General features: G+C 60.1%; 16 protein-coding genes. 14 read left to right on the forward strand and 2 right to left on the reverse strand.

Going from position 1 to position 18,090, the window contains the following annotated elements:
• Positions 1-174 precede the first annotated feature (174 nt).
• From DXD77_RS03050 to DXD77_RS03070, 5 genes are all read left to right on the forward strand, one after another.
• Positions 175-975, forward strand: coding sequence for an SDR family NAD(P)-dependent oxidoreductase (locus DXD77_RS03050; RefSeq protein WP_006235414.1), 801 nt, complete (start codon positions 175-177; stop codon positions 973-975).
• A gap of 436 nt (positions 976-1,411) precedes the next feature.
• Complete coding sequence (gene tgt / locus DXD77_RS03055; protein WP_055250876.1) at positions 1,412-2,551, forward strand: tRNA guanosine(34) transglycosylase Tgt; 1,140 nt, start codon at positions 1,412-1,414, stop codon at positions 2,549-2,551.
• A gap of 213 nt (positions 2,552-2,764) precedes the next feature.
• Entirely contained in the window at positions 2,765-3,523 is a 759-nt protein-coding gene (locus DXD77_RS03060; protein WP_117564470.1) for a TIGR00730 family Rossman fold protein, read from the forward strand.
• 113 nt (positions 3,524-3,636) lie between these two features.
• Positions 3,637-3,936 (forward strand): type II toxin-antitoxin system RelB/DinJ family antitoxin, encoded by a 300-nt coding sequence (locus tag DXD77_RS03065; RefSeq protein ID WP_055250873.1) that lies wholly within the window; start codon positions 3,637-3,639, stop codon positions 3,934-3,936.
• Between the two features lie 2 nt (positions 3,937-3,938).
• Positions 3,939-4,247: a type II toxin-antitoxin system YafQ family toxin gene (locus DXD77_RS03070; RefSeq protein WP_117564469.1), complete on the forward strand. Its 309-nt coding sequence runs from the start codon at positions 3,939-3,941 to the stop codon at positions 4,245-4,247.
• A gap of 64 nt (positions 4,248-4,311) precedes the next feature.
• On the opposite strand, the gene DXD77_RS03075 is transcribed toward DXD77_RS03070, so the two are convergent.
• Entirely contained in the window at positions 4,312-7,323 is a 3,012-nt protein-coding gene (locus tag DXD77_RS03075) for a DEAD/DEAH box helicase family protein (RefSeq protein WP_117564468.1), read from the reverse strand.
• A gap of 239 nt (positions 7,324-7,562) precedes the next feature.
• Between DXD77_RS03075 and DXD77_RS10260 the strand changes: the two genes are divergently transcribed.
• A complete protein-coding gene (locus DXD77_RS10260; RefSeq protein WP_147325411.1) occupies positions 7,563-7,814 on the forward strand; it encodes a hypothetical protein in 252 nt (83 codons plus the stop codon).
• Positions 7,815-8,035: 221 nt separating this feature from the next.
• Here DXD77_RS10260 and DXD77_RS03080 read toward each other — a convergent pair whose 3' ends face one another.
• On the reverse strand, positions 8,036-8,896 hold the full coding sequence (locus DXD77_RS03080; protein WP_117647702.1) for a DegV family protein: 861 nt from the start codon (positions 8,894-8,896) through the stop codon (positions 8,036-8,038).
• A gap of 156 nt (positions 8,897-9,052) precedes the next feature.
• Between DXD77_RS03080 and DXD77_RS03085 the strand changes: the two genes are divergently transcribed.
• The 8 genes from DXD77_RS03085 (at position 9,053) to DXD77_RS03120 (ending at position 18,029) form a co-directional block, all read left to right on the forward strand.
• Positions 9,053-9,715, forward strand: coding sequence for an HAD hydrolase-like protein (locus DXD77_RS03085; protein ID WP_117564466.1), 663 nt, complete (start codon positions 9,053-9,055; stop codon positions 9,713-9,715).
• A gap of 54 nt (positions 9,716-9,769) precedes the next feature.
• Positions 9,770-11,206 carry a M20 family metallopeptidase gene (locus tag DXD77_RS03090; protein ID WP_117564465.1) on the forward strand — a complete coding sequence of 479 codons (1,437 nt, stop codon included), beginning with the start codon at positions 9,770-9,772 and terminating at the stop codon, positions 11,204-11,206.
• A 301-nt stretch (positions 11,207-11,507) separates the two neighbouring features.
• A complete protein-coding gene (locus DXD77_RS03095; RefSeq protein WP_233506718.1) occupies positions 11,508-12,464 on the forward strand; it encodes a phosphate ABC transporter substrate-binding protein in 957 nt (318 codons plus the stop codon).
• A gap of 25 nt (positions 12,465-12,489) precedes the next feature.
• On the forward strand, positions 12,490-13,398 hold the full coding sequence (gene pstC / locus DXD77_RS03100; protein WP_117564463.1) for a phosphate ABC transporter permease subunit PstC: 909 nt from the start codon (positions 12,490-12,492) through the stop codon (positions 13,396-13,398).
• Complete coding sequence (gene pstA, locus DXD77_RS03105; RefSeq protein ID WP_117564462.1) at positions 13,391-14,317, forward strand: phosphate ABC transporter permease PstA; 927 nt, start codon at positions 13,391-13,393, stop codon at positions 14,315-14,317. Before pstC ends, pstA begins: the two co-directional genes overlap by 8 nt.
• A complete protein-coding gene (gene pstB, locus DXD77_RS03110; protein WP_117564461.1) occupies positions 14,314-15,189 on the forward strand; it encodes a phosphate ABC transporter ATP-binding protein PstB in 876 nt (291 codons plus the stop codon). Before pstA ends, pstB begins: the two co-directional genes overlap by 4 nt.
• A gap of 203 nt (positions 15,190-15,392) precedes the next feature.
• Complete coding sequence (locus tag DXD77_RS03115) at positions 15,393-17,252, forward strand: ABC-F family ATP-binding cassette domain-containing protein (protein ID WP_117564460.1); 1,860 nt, start codon at positions 15,393-15,395, stop codon at positions 17,250-17,252.
• Positions 17,253-17,258: 6 nt separating this feature from the next.
• Complete coding sequence (locus DXD77_RS03120) at positions 17,259-18,029, forward strand: Cof-type HAD-IIB family hydrolase (RefSeq protein WP_117647704.1); 771 nt, start codon at positions 17,259-17,261, stop codon at positions 18,027-18,029.
• Positions 18,030-18,090: the final 61 nt, after the last annotated feature.

Here is an 18,090-nt window from a genome sequence, read left to right on the forward strand (position 1 = left end):
CACTTTATCCAGTTTGTACTTGACATTCCCTTCGCCGAAAGACGTTGCGCCGTTCGCCTGCCAGGGGCTTTATTTTTCACTTGAACCCGCTAAAGTTGCATTTCAGCTTTTGGCGCGTGAAGTTGGATGCGCGCAGTCGACGGGCAGGCCCGTCGCGATTTGAAAGGACTTTATATGGGACTTTTCACTGGTAAGACCGTGATCGTCACCGGCGGCGGCAAGGCCACGCTCAAGGACGGCTCCGCTGGCTCCATCGGCTACGGTATCGATATCGCTTTTGCCAAGGAGGGCGCAAACCTCGTCATTACCGGCCGCAACGTTGCCAAGCTCGAGGCTGCCAAGGAATCCCTCGAGGCCGAGTACGGCGTCAAGGTTCTGCCTGTTCAGGCCGATGTCTCGGCTGGTCAGGACAACGAGGCCGTCGTCCAGAACGTCATCGACAAGGCTATTGAGGAGTTCGGCCGCATCGACGCCGTCGTCAACAATGCTCAGGCCAGCGCCTCGGGCGTGACCATTGCCGATCACACCATGGATCAGTTTAACCTGGCCATTTACTCTGGCCTGTATGCCACCTACCTGTACATGCAGAAGGCCTACCCGCACCTGAAGGAGACCAAGGGCTCCGTGGTCAACTTTGCTTCGGGCGCCGGCCTGTTTGGCAACTATGGCCAGTGCAGCTACGCCGCTGCCAAGGAGGGCATCCGCGGACTGACCCGCGTCGCTGCCAACGAGTGGGGCAAGGACGGCATCAACGTCAATATCGTTTGCCCGCTTGCTTGGACCGCTGCGCTCGAGAACTTCCAGGATGCCTATCCCGAGGCGTTCAAGGCCAACGTCCACATGCCGCCGGCTGGCCACTACGGCGACGTCGAGAAGGAAATCGGCCGCGTTGTCGTTCAGCTCTGCGGTCCCGACTTTAAGTATATGAACGGCGAGACCGTCACCCTCGAGGGTGGCATGGGCCAGCGCCCTTAGGGGTTCCGCCGTTCTACCGAACGGCGGACCGGCCGACGCTGCGCGGGCCGCATTTGGACAATCTGCCGTTCAATTTCAAGGGCGCGACCAGAAGGTCAGCGCCCTTTCATTTCACGGCACCTTGTCTCAAATGCGACCCGCTCGCTGACGTTGCCAAAATATCGGCGTTGCCGTGGCTGGTAAATAGCTCCACTCATCGGGGACGTACTTAAATGAGTGCCCGCAGAATGAAAGTGGATAATCTCCCGTTTTTGGGCTGTGCTTTGGGCAAAAGTGGGAGATTGTCCACGCTCATCCGGTAAGCGTCCAAAAATCCACGCTCATTTGCCGTGTCCCTGCCGTATCCTCCTCGCACCAGTTTCTGTCGAGTCGGTGCTTCTTGCGGGTTGCCCGTATAATGGTTTGCGTATGAACCGCAACCAAGGAGTTCCAGTTTATGGACCAGAACCTTTTTAAATTCGACCTGATCGCCGAGGACCCGACGACGCACGCGCGTGCCGGCGTACTGCACACCCCGCACGGCGACATCGAGACGCCGATTTTTATGCCCGTGGGCACCAAGGCAAACGTCAAGGGCATTCCTACCGAGACTGTCAAGAAGCTCGGCGCCCAGATCGTGCTCGCCAATACCTATCATCTGTCCATGCGTCCCGGCGAGGACACCATCGCCGAGCTGGGCGGCCTGCACAAGTTCATGAACTGGCACGGCCCCATCCTCACCGACTCGGGCGGTTTCCAGGTCTTCAGCCACAACGATGCCGTCAAGCTCACCGATGAGGGCGTGCGCTTTATCGTCAACGATTACGACGGCCGCCACGTGTTTTGGACGCCCGAGGACAACATGGAAATCGCCATGAAACTCGGCTCCGATATCTGCATGCAGCTCGACCAGTGCCCGGGCTATCCCGCCACGCGCGCCTACGTTGAGCGCGCCGTTGAGCTGTCGAGCATGTGGGCCGAGCGCTGCTATAAGGCGCATACCCGCGATGACCAGGCGCTCTTTGGCATCGTTCAGGGCGGCATGCACCTGGATCTGCGCCTGCGTTCGCTGCGCCATCTGGAGGAGTGCGGCGACTTCCCGGGCTATGGTATCGGTGGCTATTCGGTGGGCGAGGATCACGAGACCATGTTCGAGACCCTGGCGCCGCTCGTGAGCGAGTACATGCCCAAGCATAAGCCGCGCTACCTGATGGGTGTCGGCAACCCGACCACGCTCGTGCGCGGCGTTGGCGTGGGCATCGACATGTTTGACTGCGTGCTGCCGACGCGCACCGGCCGTATGGGCACGGCATTCTCCAGCGAGGGTCGCCTCAACTTCCGCAACGCTCGCTTTGCGCACGACGACGGTCCCATCGATCCCACCTGCACCTGCCCGGTGTGCACGGGCGGTTACAGCCGTGCGCTCATCCGTCACATGGTCACGCAGAAGGAGATGCTCGGCGGCATTCTGCTTTCGATGCACAACATCTACTACCTGCTCAACCTTATGCAGCGGGCCCGCCAGGCCATTATCGAGGGCCGCTACGGCGCGTTCGTGAGCGACTGGATGAACAGCCCTGCGGCGGTGGATTACTAAGAGCAGCACGGGCGCTTGCAGAGCGCGGGCAACGGCAAGGGGCGAGCGCCGGCCGGTCATCACGTTTGCTAACACCGCTTGCGCGACCGATGACCGATAGCTTGCAAGCACTTGATGCATCGTGGGTACCATACCGAATAGTTGATGTTCGGGCGGGTGTTTGACGCATGGCGTCGACCCCGCCCGCTTTTCTTTTTCTCGATAGGAGTACCCATGATTAAGAATGAGAACGTCGAGGGCGAGCCTGCCTACGACGAGACGTACCGCCGCGGCCCCGTGGTCATGCGCGGCCCCATGATTCCCAAGGACAACACCTACGCCAACCTGCTGGCGCCCGAGGACTCGACCGACTGGTTGCACACCGACCCCTGGCGCGTGCTGCGCATTCAGGCAGAGTTCGTTGATGGTTTTGGCGCACTTGCCGAGCTTGGTCCTGCGGTGACCATCTTCGGCAGTGCCCGCACGCCCAAGACCGATCCGCTCTACAAGGCGGCACGCGCCGTTGGCCGCAAGATCGCCCAGCGCGGCGTGGCGGTTATCACCGGCGGTGGTCCCGGCGTCATGGAGGCGGCCAACAGGGGAGCGGCGAGCGCCAACGGCAAGTCGGTCGGCTTGGGTATCGAGCTTCCGCACGAGCAGGGGCTCAATAAATACGTGAACCTCGGCATGGACTTCCGCTACTTCTTTGTGCGCAAAACCATGTTCGTTAAGTACAGCTCGGGCGCCATCGTATTTCCCGGCGGCTTTGGCACGCTCGACGAGATGTTCGAGGTTCTCACGCTGGTGCAGACGCACAAGGTCAAGCGCATGCCGCTCGTGCTGGTGGGCACCGAGTACTGGCAGGGCCTATTCGACTGGCTCAACGGCCCGGTGATGAGCACCGGTATGATTAGCCCGCTCGATCCGGATCTGGTACACATTACCGACGACCTCAACGAGGCCGTTGACATTGCGCTCAGCGGGCTGATGTAGATCAATCGTGCCCACGCGACATGAATACGCATGGCAATCTGATGTTATCTAACATCAGATTGCCATTTATATTGGGTATACTGGTGTAAAAGACGAGGGCGAGGAGGTCGCAAATGTCTACAGCAACAGTTAAGCCTACGACGGTTCGAATCGAAGAGGGGCTCAAGGAGCAGGCGACTGAGTTCTTGGATTCGGTCGGCCTCAGCCTCAATTCCTATCTCAATCTTGCCGTTCGGCAGCTGGTAAATCAGCGAAAGATTCCTTTTGAGATTGTAGGAAGGGCGGAGGTGCCCAACGAGGTGACGAGGCGCGCCATGGTGATCGCCGAGGCTCATGAGCTGGGGATTTTGCCGGACGATAGCCTGTCATTCAATAACGCTGATGAGCTTATGTCATTCCTCGATGAGGAATAGCGATGTTCGAGATTAAAGTCGAGGCTCAATTTAAGGTGGACTACAAACGAACGATGCGCATGCATCCGCAGCTAAAAAGTGAGTTTAAAGCGGCGGTTGCAGAGCTTGTGGCTCATGGGTCACTTCCGGCGGAGTATGGCGCCCACGAGCTCTCAAACCCGGGCGGAAACTACAACGGCCACATCGATTTCCACCTATCCGATGGCTTGGTCGATGTGGTCGTTCTTTATTTGCCGCATAAGACTAATCCTGTGATCCGGCTGGTCAGAATGGGCTCGCATGAGGAGCTGTTCCAGGGTCCGCAGGGCTGATTGCTCGCTTATGATTCGCGGGGGAATAGGGATTGATTCGCGGCCGATTGGCCAAAAACGGCCCCTATTCCACCGTAACTGTTGGAGACATCCCGTTCGTGGCTGCGACCTCCGGTTCTCCTCTTCGCTGGATTTCGCTTAAAAACTCGGCTGCAACTTCGCTGCTTTTGAAACGGATGCTGCAGTCCTCTTTCTTAGGAAAGGCCAGTAATGGAATAGTTCCGTACCAGACGGTTTCCTCGTCAATTACTGACGCGCATAGGCGCCCTTCGGCTTTGATGGAATAGTCGACGTTCATCTCGGTAAAAATCGCTTTCACGTCATTGTGCGGAGTCGAGGCAATTGAAATCTCAAGGGCAATCCCACGGGCGGCGGCGCCTGTGAGTACGGCAGCGAGCTTTGCGAGGCATGCAGCGGATGCGTAGGGCGCGGCAATAAAAATGCTTTTCATTGCGCGCGCGATGTCATCCGCTAATGCCTCCATGGCCCTTGCCGGCCTAACGAGGATGTTTTGATCGGCCCGTTTGTTGTCATTTGCTGCAAAGACTTCATACCCCAGCTTGGCGTAGGTCTTGAGTCTCTTCTGGTACATGCGCGCGAGCATGGGTATCGACAAATCAACATAGTCGAATATCTCAACCCGCTGCTTGCCCTCGTGACTTCTATGTAGTCTGCCTGCCTGCTGCGTTATGCTGCCGTCCCAAGATATCGGTGTGGCAATGAGCAGAGTGTCAAGGTAAGACAGGTCGAAACCCTCGCCCAGAAGGCCTTCGGTTGCGATGATAATTCGATGCTCATGCTCGAAGCCGGGAAGGCTGTTCAGTATTGCCTTTCTTTCTTTGGCGTCGATTTCTCCGGTTAAGAGTATAGGTTCGTGTCCGCGGCTTTGAAGCAGTCTACATAGCTCTTCGGCATGTTTTTTCCTTTTGGATAGTACAAGCGGATGTCGACCGTTTGACGCGGTCTCGAGGGCATCGTCGACAATTGCTTTGTTTCTCGCTGTGTGCGCACACAGGAGATCGAGAACTTGATTAAAGGATGCTCCCGGTTCGTAGGCGGGTAGTCGAACTCCGGTAAAACGCGGTCTAACAACGCGCTGAATCCCCTGTTGGATCGCCTGCGTTTTTGGATCGATGACATGGCGAAGCGGGCCGCATAGCATTGAGAGCGCCTGCGTGAGTCCGTCCGAACGCTTGGGCGTCGCGGAAAGGCCGTATACATATTTGGCTGGAGCGGACTTGAGGACGAGCTCGAGCTGTGGCGCGGCCGCATGGTGACATTCGTCACAGATGATGAGACCGTAATCGCGAACGAGCTCCTTGGCTATTGGTTCTCCAGTCTGGGGGTCCTTGCTGGACAGAGACTGGAATGAAGCAATGTCGATGAGACGGCTTATGGCGGTTTTGCCTCCTCCGATTTGGCCAATGAGCGGAGGCTGCCTTTTACTGATTCGTCCTTTTGAGGTCCGGACTGGCTCTCGGTTGTCCGTGATGTCGAGAAAGCGTTCGAGCTGGGATTTCCATTGGGCAATGAGCGCGGTCTTGGGAACGATGACGAGCGTTGGAAGACCGATGGCAGCAATAAGATAGGCTCCAATGACGGTTTTCCCGAAACCCGTCGGCGCAGACATGATTCCGTCTTCATAGCCGAGCATCTGTTCAGCGGCAATTTGCTGTTCAGGGCGAAGCGTCCCTTTAAATGCCATCCCAATTGGATTGCCCGATACGCGCTTGTCTGAATAGTGGGCAGCAACGCCGGCTTCTTGAAGCAGCCGCTCAAGTTGAGCCTTGCAGCCTCTGGGGATCGCGACGCAGCCATCTCTAAGTTCGCTGAGGTCTATGTACCGCGGTTTGCCGAATACTGATTGATGCATTGATTGCGCACGGAAGAATTCCGGGTTGGCAAATGTTGCAAGCCTGCGGACTTCCATTTGGGCTGCGGGACTCAGGGACTTTTCGGTAATGTAGAGCATATCAGCTTGCGTGACGGGTAGCGATGGCGGGAAGTCCCGCTGCGTGAGCGGAAGCCGCTTTCGCGGCCTCTGGGAATGCGGTGCGGCGGTGTTTGCCGCCACTGCAGCTGATAATCCATGCGGTCTATTGTCGATGCTCTTGAGCAGACTTTTCACCATCGTACGCGGGATCAACTGGATTTGCGAAAGATAAAGCCATTGATCGGGAAAGGGCTCAAATTGCTCGTCAACAAATACGCTGTTTCCTTCTCGCTGCGCTTTTCCTTGAAAGGGCAGCGCTATGAGATTTCCGAAGCCACCCTCAGGAATGGTGGACTGCGCGGGCATCATTCGGTCAAAAGCTTCGAAGGTGATTGTCTTGTTGAGCATCGCCGCCTCGGCGATAAGGCTGCTTCCAAAATCTCTTGCGGTCTTTGCGCCGGTGAGCTCTAGGAAGAAAAACCAGACATGTGCGCCGTTGCCTGATCTCGATCGCTCAACTGCAGCATCGATTCCATGGCTTTTTGCGACAAGCCGAATGGCGTTTGCCGCTTCTTTCCAATCGGCTCCGTCAAAATCAATGACCAGAACTTTTGTGTTGCTGTCACTGTCGAGAACATACTGACCTATGACGTCTCGGAGCCTGTCGTCGCTGCCTTTGAAATGGTCAATGATCGCGGCATTGCTCAACTCGGGGAAGACGCGGCTACCGCATTCCGCGCATTTGACCCTCTGATGGCTTGCCTTGGGACAAATGCCCGGTTTCCACTCATTTGCGCAGGCGGGTGTATAGCCGATACCCCCGTCTTTTCTGCGGTACCCATGGGCGTAAACATCTTTGCGGCCAGTAAAGAGATTGCGAAAGAGCTCGAGTTTTTCGCGCGCTGAACTCGTGCTGGTGACGAGGCCCTTAACCTGCGCTCGCTTGCCGAAAGATTTTCCGGCTTTCTCCCATTCTTCGAGCGTTGCGTAGCGGATGTCTGGGCCGTTGCTGCAGATGACGATTTGGCTGTGCGGCTCCGATACGTGAGAGACTGCTTCCTTGAATTGGAATAACGCGTCCCCGATGAGGGCGTATTGATGCGTGACGGTGCTCATGTAAATGCCGTTCTTCTCATGGTCCATTGAGATGAGGGTACGTTATTTTGGTTTTTTGGGCGCTCGATTCCGATTTAGGTTCGGTGATAGTGGAATGCGACTCCGTGAGTGGTGTTCAGCTGGTGTCAAAATGTGCGGCGGCTGTTGCTGAATGGGTTTGAGCGGCTATGAGGCGGGCTGGAGACCCCGGGAGTCGCCCTCGAATAGACCCTGTGGGCAAAAAATGGCAAATATGAGTACTGTTGTTGGGGTAGTATCATATCATCTTGAACGTATTTAAGACCAATCGGCCGAAATTTGATATAACCAACCCTCTCGACATGGCGATTCGGGACTTTATGACGCTCGGAATTGGTGGAAGACGGCATATTCAGCCAGATTTCGCTGTTACTAAACTGGTAACAGTACTCATATTTGCCATTTTTTGCCCAGAGGGTATCGCAGGGGGGTTGGACAAAGCATCGATCGCCGCCAATTTCTCGATTGGCTGGTTGGGCGGCAATGAAGTTGCGGCGTAATGGGAAGCGGTTCGCGGCTTTTCGGCTCAAGCGGTCACCGTCCCGCCGCAACTCTTAAAGCAACGCCGGTGCGCTTTGAGTTGGGGCGCGCCGGCGTGACGGCTTTGCTGGGGCTGGTTGCACCATGGCTGTTCGACAGCCCCGACAGGCCCGATCTTGTCGGACAGGTCTGTTAGCGTTTAACGTTTGCCCAGATAAAACCTGCCAAAATAAATCTGTCCCTAATTGGCAGCTTGGTAGCGGGGGCAATAGCTGATGGCGATGGCGTCGACGCCTACGTGGGTGGCGATGGTGCAGCCGATGGGGCCGGTGCCGGCGTCTACGTAGTCCTGGCCTGCGAGTGCTTCATTGACAAGCTCCTGCTCCTCGGCGGCGCCGGTCGTGAGCACGCGCACGCTCGAACCCGGGTGTTCAGCCAAAAACGCGAGGCAGTCGGCCATGGTGTTGGCGACGATGCGCTTGGCGCCGCGGCCCTTCTTGACGGCCTTGATCTCGCCCGACTGCCACTCCGGCGAAACGGCCAGGCGAATGTTGAGCATCTGCGTGAGCTGGCCGGCGAGCTTGGGCGCGCGGCCGTTCTTAACGAGGTTCTCGAGCGTGCGGGGAATCAGTAGCAGGTGGGCGTCGGGCAGCGTCGCGCGAATCTGTGCCTCGGTCTCGTCCAGGCTGCGGCCGTCCTCGCGCATGGCCAGCGCGTACTCCACCAGCAGGCCCTCGGCGCCCGAGCCGGTGCGCGAATCGATGCAGCGCACGTCGAGCTCGTGGGTCTCGGCCACCAGGCTGGCGTTGGCATAGCAGGCGGACCACTCGCTGCACAGCGAGATAAAGATCGCGCTATCGTGGCCGTCGGCGAGCACGCGGTCAAAGAGTGCCTTGAACTCGCCGGCGCTCGGCTGCGAGGTGTGCGGCAGCTGCTCGGAGCCGGCCATGCGGGCGACGTATTCCTCGGCGGTAATCTGCACCTGGTCGAGCAGGTCCTCGCCCTCGATAATCACATGCAGCGGAATCACGTAAATGCCGAGCTCTTGGGCACGGGCGGGGGAGATGTCCGACGTGGAGTCGGTTATGATGGCAAAAGACATAATTGCACCTTTCGTTGGGGCGCGGCAGCGCCGCCTTCTGAAAGCAAAGTGCGACAAGTATAGTGGAGTTGCTCTACATTGCTAGGTTCAATTGTTGAATAGTCAACAGTTTGAAGCGGTGGTGTGGAAATCATCAACTGGGGAAGAAGGGTGCCGATGGCGGCATTGCAACTTTGCGAGCGGCCGGTTGTGCTGTTCGATTTTGACGGCACGGTGGCCGATACGGGTCGGGCAGTGATGACCTCGACGCGCAAGACGCTGGCTGCGCGCGGGTTTTCGGAGACGCAGATGGGTGATCTGCGCCGCATGATCGGGCCGCCCCTGTGGAAGAGCTTTCACGACTTTTACGGCTTTTCCCGCGAGGAGTCGCTTGTGGTGGCCGATGAGTACCGCGCCTTTTTTGATGAACTGGGACCGGAGGAGTATCCCGTGTTCAATGGGGTCCCCGAGCTGCTGGATGGGTTGGTCGCCCAAGGCAAACGTATGGCCGTGGCGACGTCGCGCATGGAGGCCAAGTGCATCGACATGGTGCATGAGCTCGGGCTCTCTCAGTTTGAGGCGGTGATTGGCATGAATCCGCCGCAGGGACGCGAGACCAAGGCCGATTCGGTCCGCGACGCCCTGGCGGCGCTTGGCGCGACTGCCGACGAGGCCGTGATGATCGGCGACCGCTTTAACGACGTGGAGGGCGCGCACGCGATGGGCGTGCCGTGCATCGGCATCTATTCGGGCGCGGCGGCGCCGGGCGAGCACGAGGCAGCGGGTGCCGATGCGGTGGTGCACTCGGTGGCAGAGCTTGCTAAACTTTTCGCTATCTAATGACGTAATGTGAGGGACGGGCGTGCCCGTCGCTCATTGCTAAGGAGGTCGTCCATGAATCAGGTGGAGCAGAGCGTCGCCGAGTATGTCGACGAGGTCTGGGATGATGTCGTCGCCGATATCGAGCAGCTGGTGAGTTATCCGTCCGTGGCAGTTTCTGCCGATGCGGAGCCCGGCGCGCCGTTTGGCCGCCCGGTCCGTGATGCGCTCGATTGCGCGCTCGGCATTGCGCAGAAGCTCGGCTATCAGACGAGCGACGACGAGGGCTATGTGGGAATCGCCGATATCCCGGGCCGCGGCGACAAGCAGCTCGCGACTATCTGCCACGTGGACGTGGTTCCCGCCGGCCCTGGCTGGAACACCGACCCGTTCGCCATGGAGCGCCGCGAGGGCTGGCTGCTCGGTCGCGGCGTGATTGACGACAAGGGCCCGGCAGTGCTGTCGCTCTACGCCGGCGCTTATCTTATCAAGCACGGCATTACCCCGCGCTATACCTTCCGCGCGCTGCTGGGCTGCGATGAGGAAGTGGGCATGTCCGACGTTCACCATTATCTGGAGAACCACGCGAACCCCGACTTTCTGTTTACGCCCGATGCCGAGTTCCCGGTCTGTAATGCCGAAAAGGGCCAGTTTGGGGCGACATTTGTGAGCTCCAAGATCGACGGCGGGCGCATTGTGTCCTGGAGCGGTGCCGAGGCGAGCAACGCCATTCCGTCGCAGTCTATCTGCGAGCTTGCGATTGCCGCCGATGAGCTGCCGGCGCCGGTCGAGAACGGCGACCGCCTGGAGATCACGGCGCTCGATAACGGGCATGCGCAGATTTTCGCCCACGGCATTGGCGGTCATGCCTCGATGCCAGAGGGAACGATCAACGCCGTCGGGCTGATCGTGGCGTATCTGCGCGAGGCCGAGGATGCGTTTGGCGCCCGTGACGAGCGCCTGTTGACACCTGCGGAGCACGAGTTTGTCAAGTTTTTGGCTTTTGTGCATGCGGACGCCTATGGCCGCGGCTTGGGCATCGATGCGACGAGCCCCGCGTTTGGCCCGCTCACCTGCAATCCCGGCGTCATCCGTGTGGTGGATGGCCATATTGAGCAGGTCATCGACGTGCGCTTCCCCGACAGCACGAGTGCCGATACCATCCGCGAGCAGCTCGATCCGCTCGTGGGCCGTTTTGGCGTGACGTGCCGCGTGGGTCGTACAAAGGTGCCGTTCTCGGTCTCTGCCGACGACCCGGCCGTGAAGGCGCTCATCGATACCTACAACGAGTTTACGGGCAAGCATGCAGAGCCCTTTGCCATGGGCGGCGGCACGTACGCGCGCAATTTTGCCCGCGCCGTCTCGTTTGGTCCCGAGGAGACTGGCCTGGAACTGCCCGCATGGGGCGGCCAGATGCACGGCCCCAACGAGTGCGCCAACGAGGAACAGCTCAAGCAGGCGCTCAAGATTTATATCGTGGCGATCTTACGTTTGAACGAGCTTGAGCTTTAAGGCTGCGGCGTTTTAACAACTTAGCACCCCTTTCGTCCGGGCTTTTTAAGTTGCGGTGGAATAGTTCCTAGAATGGGCCATTTGATGGCCAAGCAGGAACTATTTCACCGCAACTTTGTTTTTATTGGTGTAAAAGGCGCGCCATGCTTGGCGCTGGATTGTTATCCGTTTGTAAAGGCTGGGCAGAGCTTGCGGTAAGGGTCTATCAAATGTCCGTAAGAAACCGCAGATAAGGCGGTTGTCGCCCGATCGAGACCGTATCTTTCCAAACAGCAAAGCGGGCAGGGTGCCCGCGAGTCGCATGTATGAAAGGAAGATCATGCTCGATCAGGCTTATTCTCGTCGTCAGTTCCTCGGCCTCGCTGGTGGTCTTGCCAGCATCGTCGGTCTCGGTCTCGTTGGTTGCGGCGGCTCCAACGCCGCCAACACCGCTGCTGAGGGCAGCGCCGCTGCTGCCGAGTCCGTCTCCGGCGAGGTGACCTACGACGGCGCCTCTTCGTTCCAGGCTCTCGTCGAGGCCGCTGCCGAGAAGTTCATGGACGCCAACCCCGACGTCTCCGTCTCCGGTTCGGGCAACGGTTCGGGCAAGGGCCTGACCGCTGTCGCCGCCGGCACCGTCACCATCGGCAACTCCGATGTCTTCGCCGAGACCAAGCTCGAGGCCGACCAGGTCAAGAACCTCGTCGACCATGAGGTCGCCGTCGTGGGCATGGGCCCCGTCGTCTCCAAGAACGTCAAGGTCGACGACCTGTCCCTCGAGCAGCTCAAGGGCATCTTCTCCGGCCAGATCACCAACTGGAAGGAGGTCGGCGGCGACGACGCCACCATCGTCGTCCTCAACCGCAAGGCCGGCTCCGGTACCCGCGCCACTTTCGAGGCCGCCGTCTTTGGTGACGAGGCCGTCGACTTTAAGGGCGACGCCGAGCTCGACAAGTCCGGCGACGTCCAGACTCAGATGGGCAGCACCGACAACGCCATCTCCTACCTCGACTTCTCGCACTTCGACGACTCCAAGTTCAACGCCATTAAGGTCGAGGGCGTCGAGCCCAAGAGCGCAAATGTCACCGACGACTCCTTTAAGATCTGGGCTACCGAGCACATGTACTGCGCGAAGGACGCCGACGAGGCCACCAAGGCCTTCCTGGAGTTCATGCTCTCCGACGACGTCCAGGGTAAGCTCGTCGAGGAGCAGGGCTTTATCCCCGTCTCTGCCATGAAGGTCGTCAAGGACGCCAGCGGCAAGGTCTCTGCTAAATAAGCAATCGCCCCCGGAAAGGTTTGCAATGGCAAAACAGCTGCCAAAGCGCGACCTTGAGAACGTGGGCCTGGGCGTCACGGGCGCGTGCGTAGCGCTCGTGACGCTTGTCGTTGCCGCGCTCATCTTTATGGTCGCCCAAAAGGGCCTCTCGGCTTTTCTCAAGGACGGCGTCTCGGTCGTCGAGTTCTTCACCGGCACCAAGTGGGACCTGGCCAACACAGCCGAAAACGGCCTGCCCTACACCGGCGCCCTGCCCCTGATCGTCACCTCGTTTGCGGTCATGGTGTTCTCCACGCTCATCGCGCTGCCCATCGCCATCGGCTCTGCCATCTTTGCGGTCGAGATCCAGCCTAAGTTTGGCTCCAAGGTCTTTCAGCCGCTTATTGAGCTTTTGACCGGCATTCCCTCGGTCGTCTTTGGCCTGATTGGCTTTCACGTGGTCGTCGGTCTTATGAAGAGCGTTTTCCACGTAAGCACGGGTCTGGGCATCTTGCCCGGCGCCATCGTACTGGCGGTCATGATTCTGCCGACGATGACTACGCTTTCGGTCGACGGCCTGCGCGCCGTGCCCGATAGCTACCGTCAGGGCTCGCTCGCGCTGGGCTATACCCGCTGGCAGACCATCTGGCACGTGGTGCTCAAGTCCGCCATGCCGTCGCTCATGACCGCGGTCATCCTTGGTATGACCCGCGCCTTTGGCGAGACGCTCGCCGTGCGCATGGTTATCGGCGGCATCGAGGCCATGCCGACGTCGCTGCTGTCGCCTGCCTCGACCATTACCACCACGCTCACCACGTCCATGGCGGTCTATGCCGAGGGCTCGGCCCAGGACGACGTTCTGTGGGCGCTCGGTCTGCTGCTGATGGGCATGAGCCTCATCTTTATCCTGATCATCCACCTTATCGGCTGCAAGGGGGCGAAGGCTCGTGGCTAGCACGCGCATCCACATCGACGAGGCGAGACTCGGGCGTGTCCAAAGGCAAGACCGTATCGCCACGGGCGTGCTGACGGCGATTGTCGCCATCGTCATGCTTATCGTCGTCTCCATGGTGGCCTACATCCTGTTCGAGGGTATCTCGACGCTGTTCCAGCCGGGCTTTCTCACGCAGCCCGCACGCGCCAACGGAACGCAGGGCGGCGTGCTCTACCAGCTGTTCGACTCGTTCTATCTGCTGCTGATTACCCTGATCATCTCGGTGCCCATCAGCCTGGGCGGCGCGGTCTTCCTAGTTGAATACGCGCCCGACGGTCCCATTCGCGACATCGCCTCGACCGCCATCGAGACGTTGTCTTCACTGCCCTCCATCGTCGTCGGCATGTTCGGCTTTCTGGTGTTCTCGGTGCAGCTGGGCTGGAAGTACTCCATCATCTCCGGCGCCGTCGCGCTCACCATGTTCAACATCCCCATCCTGGTGCGCGTGATTCAGCAGGCGCTCGAGGACGTGCCGCAGGCCCAGCGCGATGCGTGCCTGGCCATGGGCCTCACTCGCTGGGAGGCCACACTGCACATCCTGATTCCCGAGGCCATGCCCGCCATCGTGACCGGCATCGTGCTTTCGGCCGGCCGCGTGTTTGGCGAGGCCGCGGCGCTGCTCTTTACCTCGGGCATGAGCTCGCCGGTCCGCCTCAACTTCTTGAGCTTTAACCTGTCGAGCCCCACCTGCGCCTGGAACGTGTTCCGTCCCGGCGAGTCGCTGGCCGTGCACATCTACAAGATCTATGGCGAGGGCAGCCCCGAGGCCCAGCAGATCGTCTGGGGCACCGCGGCACTGCTGATGATTTGCGTGCTGCTGTTTAACGTTGTCGCCCGTATCGTGGGCAAGCAACTGGCAAGGAAGATGACGGCCGAATGAGCGATATGAATGCAACGCCCGCAACCGAGGCGGCCACGTCCGACACCCCCCAGGACTTTCTGTCGAGCGTGGGGGAGAGCGAGAGGCGCGTGCGCGTGAGCGGCAAGGCCGTGAGCGACGAGGTCGTGCTCTCCGCCAAGGACGTCAACGTGTACTATGGCGACCACCATGCGCTGCACAATACGTCGCTCGACTTCCACAAGGGTGAGATCACGGCGCTCATCGGGCCTTCGGGCTGCGGCAAGTCGACCTTCTTGCGTAGCCTCAACCTGATGAATCGCGAGATTCGCCGCTGTCGCGTGGAGGGCGAGATCAACTACCGCGGGCGCAACGTGAACACCAAGACCGAGAACACGTACGAGCTGCGTCGCTCCATCGGCATGGTGTTCCAGCAGCCAAATCCCTTCCGCAAGTCCATTCGCGACAACATCACCTTTGCGCCCAAGCGCCACGGCATCACCGACCGTGACGAGCTCGACCGCATGGTCGAGGAAAGTCTGCGCGGTGCCGCGCTGTGGGACGAGGTCAAAGACAAGCTCGACAAGAGCGCCTACGCGCTTTCGGGCGGTCAGCAGCAGCGTCTGTGCATTGCGCGCACGCTGGCGCTCAACCCCGACGTAATCCTGTTTGACGAGCCCTGCTCGGCGCTCGACCCCATCTCGACGCTGGCGATCGAGGACCTCATGTCGTCGATCGTGGCCGACCGCGCCATCGTCATCGTGACGCACAACATGGAGCAGGCGTCGCGCGTGTCCAACCGCACGGCGTTTTTCTACATGGGCGATATGGTCGAGTACGACGAGACCGACGAGATTTTCCAACGGCCCAAGGATAAGCGGCTGAATGATTACCTCACCGGCATGTTCTCCTAGTCCGGGACATGCTTGAGGCCCGCGGCGGCCACGGTTGCCGCGGGACTGATTGGAGAGGCGGGTCATCTCTTGCGGGAGATGGCCCGCCTTTTTGTGTCGTGTGCTGGTGCGCTTGCCCAAAACCACCACGAAGGCGCCCGTCCCCTTTGTGGTGGTTTTCGCTATCATGGAGAACGTTGAATTTCTACGAAGGAGCAGGGCATATGGCGATTCTTTTGGGATGCGATTCCGTCAGCCTAGAGTTTCCCACCAAGCATATTTTCGATAGCGTGACGCTCGGCGTGGGCGAGGGCGACCGCATTGGTATTGTCGGTAAAAACGGCGACGGCAAGTCGACGCTGCTGAGCGTGCTCGCCGGCACGCTGGAGCCCGATGACGGACGCGTGACGCACCGCCGCGGCATCACGATCGGTCTACTCGGCCAAAAGGACCAGCTTGTCGATACCGATACCGTGCATCATGCCGTTGTGGGTGACGCCCCCGAGTACGAGTGGGCGTCGAGCCCCCGTACGCGCCAGATCCTCGCCGGCCTCATTAGCGATGTGCCCTGGGAGGGCATGGTAGGCGAGCTCTCGGGCGGTCAGCGCCGCCGCGTGGACCTCGCGCGCCTGCTGATCGGCGACTATGACGTGCTCGTGCTCGATGAGCCCACCAACCATCTGGACATGCGCACCATCAACTGGCTTGCGCGTCACTTAAAGGCCCGCTGGCAGCGCGGTCAGGGCGCGATGCTCGTGGTCACGCACGATCGCTGGTTCTTGGACGAGGTCTGCACCAGCATGTGGGAGGTTCACGACGGCCAGGTCGATCCCTTCGAGGGCGGCTATTCGGCATATATCCTGCAGCGCGTGGAACGCGACCGCATGGCCGCGGTTACCGAGGAGCGCCGTCGCAACATGGCACGTAAGGAGCTCGCGTGGCTGAGCCGCGGTGCCCAGGCGCGCTCCACCAAGCCCAAGTTTCGCGTGGATGCCGCTCGCGAGCTGATCGCCGACGTGCCGCCCGTGCGTGACGAGCTGGAGCTCAAGCGCCTGGCCGTGAGCCGCCTGGGCAAGCAGGTTATCGATGTGGTCGACGTGGACGCCGGCTATGCGGATACCGATGGCGCGCCCAAGCAGGTGCTCAACGACGTGACCTGGCTCATTGGTGCGGGCGACCGCTATGGTCTTTTGGGCGAGAACGGCGCCGGCAAGTCGACTTTGCTCGACGTGATCCAGGGCAAGATCGCGCCCCTGCGCGGCCGCGTGAAGATCGGCCAGACGGTGCGCTTTGGCGTGCTGTCGCAGCAGCTCGAGGAGCTCGAACCCTACATGGGCGACACGATCCGCGAGGTGCTCAGCCACTATAAGAAGTACTACGTCATTGACGGCAAGGAGACTTCACCCGAGAAGCTCTGCGAGCGTCTGGGCTTTACGACGCAGCAGCTCTGGAGCCGCATCGGCGATCTTTCGGGCGGCCAGCGCCGTCGCCTGTCGCTGCTGCTGACGATCCTGGACGAGCCCAACGTGCTCATCCTGGACGAGCCCGGCAACGACCTGGATACCGACATGCTGGCGATTGTCGAGGACTTGCTGGACGGCTGGCCCGGCACGCTGATTCTGGTGACGCACGACCGCTTTTTGATGGAGCGCGTGACCGACCAGCAGTGGGCGCTGCTCGACGGCCACCTGACGCATATGCCCGGCGGCGTCGACCAGTACCTGCGCCTGTGCAACGCCACCGCCGAGGGCGAGCCCGTGGGTGCACCGAGCGCCAAGACCGGTACGTTCGACACCGGTGCCGCGGCGGCTGCGGCCGAAAAGCCCAAGTCGAGCGGTCAGCCCAACGGCCTTTCCAATGCCGAGCGCCAAAAGCTCCGTCGTGAGGTGAGCTCGCTCGAGCGCAAGATGGAAACGCAGCGCGCTCGCGTGGAGGAGGCCGAGGCCGCCATGGCCCAGGTCGATCCCACCAACTACACGGCGCTGGGCGAGCAGCAGGCAAAGATCGACGAGGCCCACGCCGCCATGGACGAGCTGGAGATGGCGTGGCTCGAGGCGAGTGAAAAGCTCGAGGGCGAGGAGTAGGCGAGGATGATCAAGGCCGCGTTTTTTGATATCGACGGCACGCTGCTGAGCTTTGAGACGCACCGGATTCCGGCGTCGGCGCAGCAGGTGCTCGACAGCTTTCACGAGCAGGGGATTGCGTGCGTCATTGCCACGGGTCGCCCGACCTACCAGATGCCCGATTGGCTGTTCGATCTTGGTTGGGATGCGTACATTACGCTTTCGGGCCAGCACTGTTTTGATGCCGAGGGCGTTTACCGTAGCTGCCCGATCGATCCGGACGACGTTGCGGTGATTGTGGACCAGGTGGCCGAGGGGCGCTACGACTCGCTGTGCATGCAGGGCGAGAACTCGTTTGTGAACCGCCTGTCCGAACGCGTGGTGACGGCCGGCAACAACGCGGGGATCGTCTACCACGAGGAGCCGTTTGAGCACGCCTTTGAAGCGCCGGTCTACCAGTTTTGCGCCTTTGTGGATCCTGCCGACGAGCATATCGTGACCGATGCGGTGTCGCATTCGCTCACTACGCGCTGGTGCGACCTGTTCTGCGACATTATTCCCGCTAACGGCGGCAAGGACCTGGGCGTGGCAGCGACGCTGGAGCGCCTGGGTGTCGACGCGAGCGAGACGATCGCCTTTGGCGACGGCGAGAACGACCTGTCGATGTTCTCGGCCGTGGGCACAAGTGTGGCCATGGGCAACGCGCAGGATACCGTGAAGGCCGCAGCGACCTACGTGACGACCGCCGTAGACGACGACGGCATTTACAACGCCGCCAAGCACTTTGGGCTACTGTAGCTGCGGCCGGCACTTAGGGACGTTCCTTTTAATATGAGCAGGACATTGTCAAGAGGCAAAA

The sequence above is a fragment of the Collinsella sp. TM09-10AT genome (assembly GCF_003436275.1).
In the GTDB taxonomy this organism is placed as follows: domain Bacteria; phylum Actinomycetota; class Coriobacteriia; order Coriobacteriales; family Coriobacteriaceae; genus Collinsella.

What these genes read in the sequence shown, in the direction of transcription:
- DXD77_RS03050 (WP_006235414.1), top strand. Translation starts at nt 175, where the DNA reads ATGGGACTTTTCACTGGTAAGACCGTGATCGTCACCGGCGGCGGCAAG.
- tgt (WP_055250876.1), top strand. Translation starts at nt 1,412, where the DNA reads ATGGACCAGAACCTTTTTAAATTCGACCTGATCGCCGAGGACCCGACG.
- DXD77_RS03060 (WP_117564470.1), top strand. Translation starts at nt 2,765, where the DNA reads ATGATTAAGAATGAGAACGTCGAGGGCGAGCCTGCCTACGACGAGACG.
- DXD77_RS03065 (WP_055250873.1), top strand. Translation starts at nt 3,637, where the DNA reads ATGTCTACAGCAACAGTTAAGCCTACGACGGTTCGAATCGAAGAGGGG.
- DXD77_RS03070 (WP_117564469.1), top strand. Translation starts at nt 3,939, where the DNA reads ATGTTCGAGATTAAAGTCGAGGCTCAATTTAAGGTGGACTACAAACGA.
- DXD77_RS03075 (WP_117564468.1), bottom strand. Translation starts at nt 7,323, where the DNA reads ATGGACCATGAGAAGAACGGCATTTACATGAGCACCGTCACGCATCAA.
- DXD77_RS03080 (WP_117647702.1), bottom strand. Translation starts at nt 8,896, where the DNA reads ATGTCTTTTGCCATCATAACCGACTCCACGTCGGACATCTCCCCCGCC.
- DXD77_RS03085 (WP_117564466.1), top strand. Translation starts at nt 9,053, where the DNA reads ATGGCGGCATTGCAACTTTGCGAGCGGCCGGTTGTGCTGTTCGATTTT.
- DXD77_RS03090 (WP_117564465.1), top strand. Translation starts at nt 9,770, where the DNA reads ATGAATCAGGTGGAGCAGAGCGTCGCCGAGTATGTCGACGAGGTCTGG.
- DXD77_RS03095 (WP_233506718.1), top strand. Translation starts at nt 11,508, where the DNA reads ATGTATGAAAGGAAGATCATGCTCGATCAGGCTTATTCTCGTCGTCAG.
- pstC (WP_117564463.1), top strand. Translation starts at nt 12,490, where the DNA reads ATGGCAAAACAGCTGCCAAAGCGCGACCTTGAGAACGTGGGCCTGGGC.
- pstB (WP_117564461.1), top strand. Translation starts at nt 14,314, where the DNA reads ATGAGCGATATGAATGCAACGCCCGCAACCGAGGCGGCCACGTCCGAC.
- DXD77_RS03115 (WP_117564460.1), top strand. Translation starts at nt 15,393, where the DNA reads ATGGCGATTCTTTTGGGATGCGATTCCGTCAGCCTAGAGTTTCCCACC.
- DXD77_RS03120 (WP_117647704.1), top strand. Translation starts at nt 17,259, where the DNA reads ATGATCAAGGCCGCGTTTTTTGATATCGACGGCACGCTGCTGAGCTTT.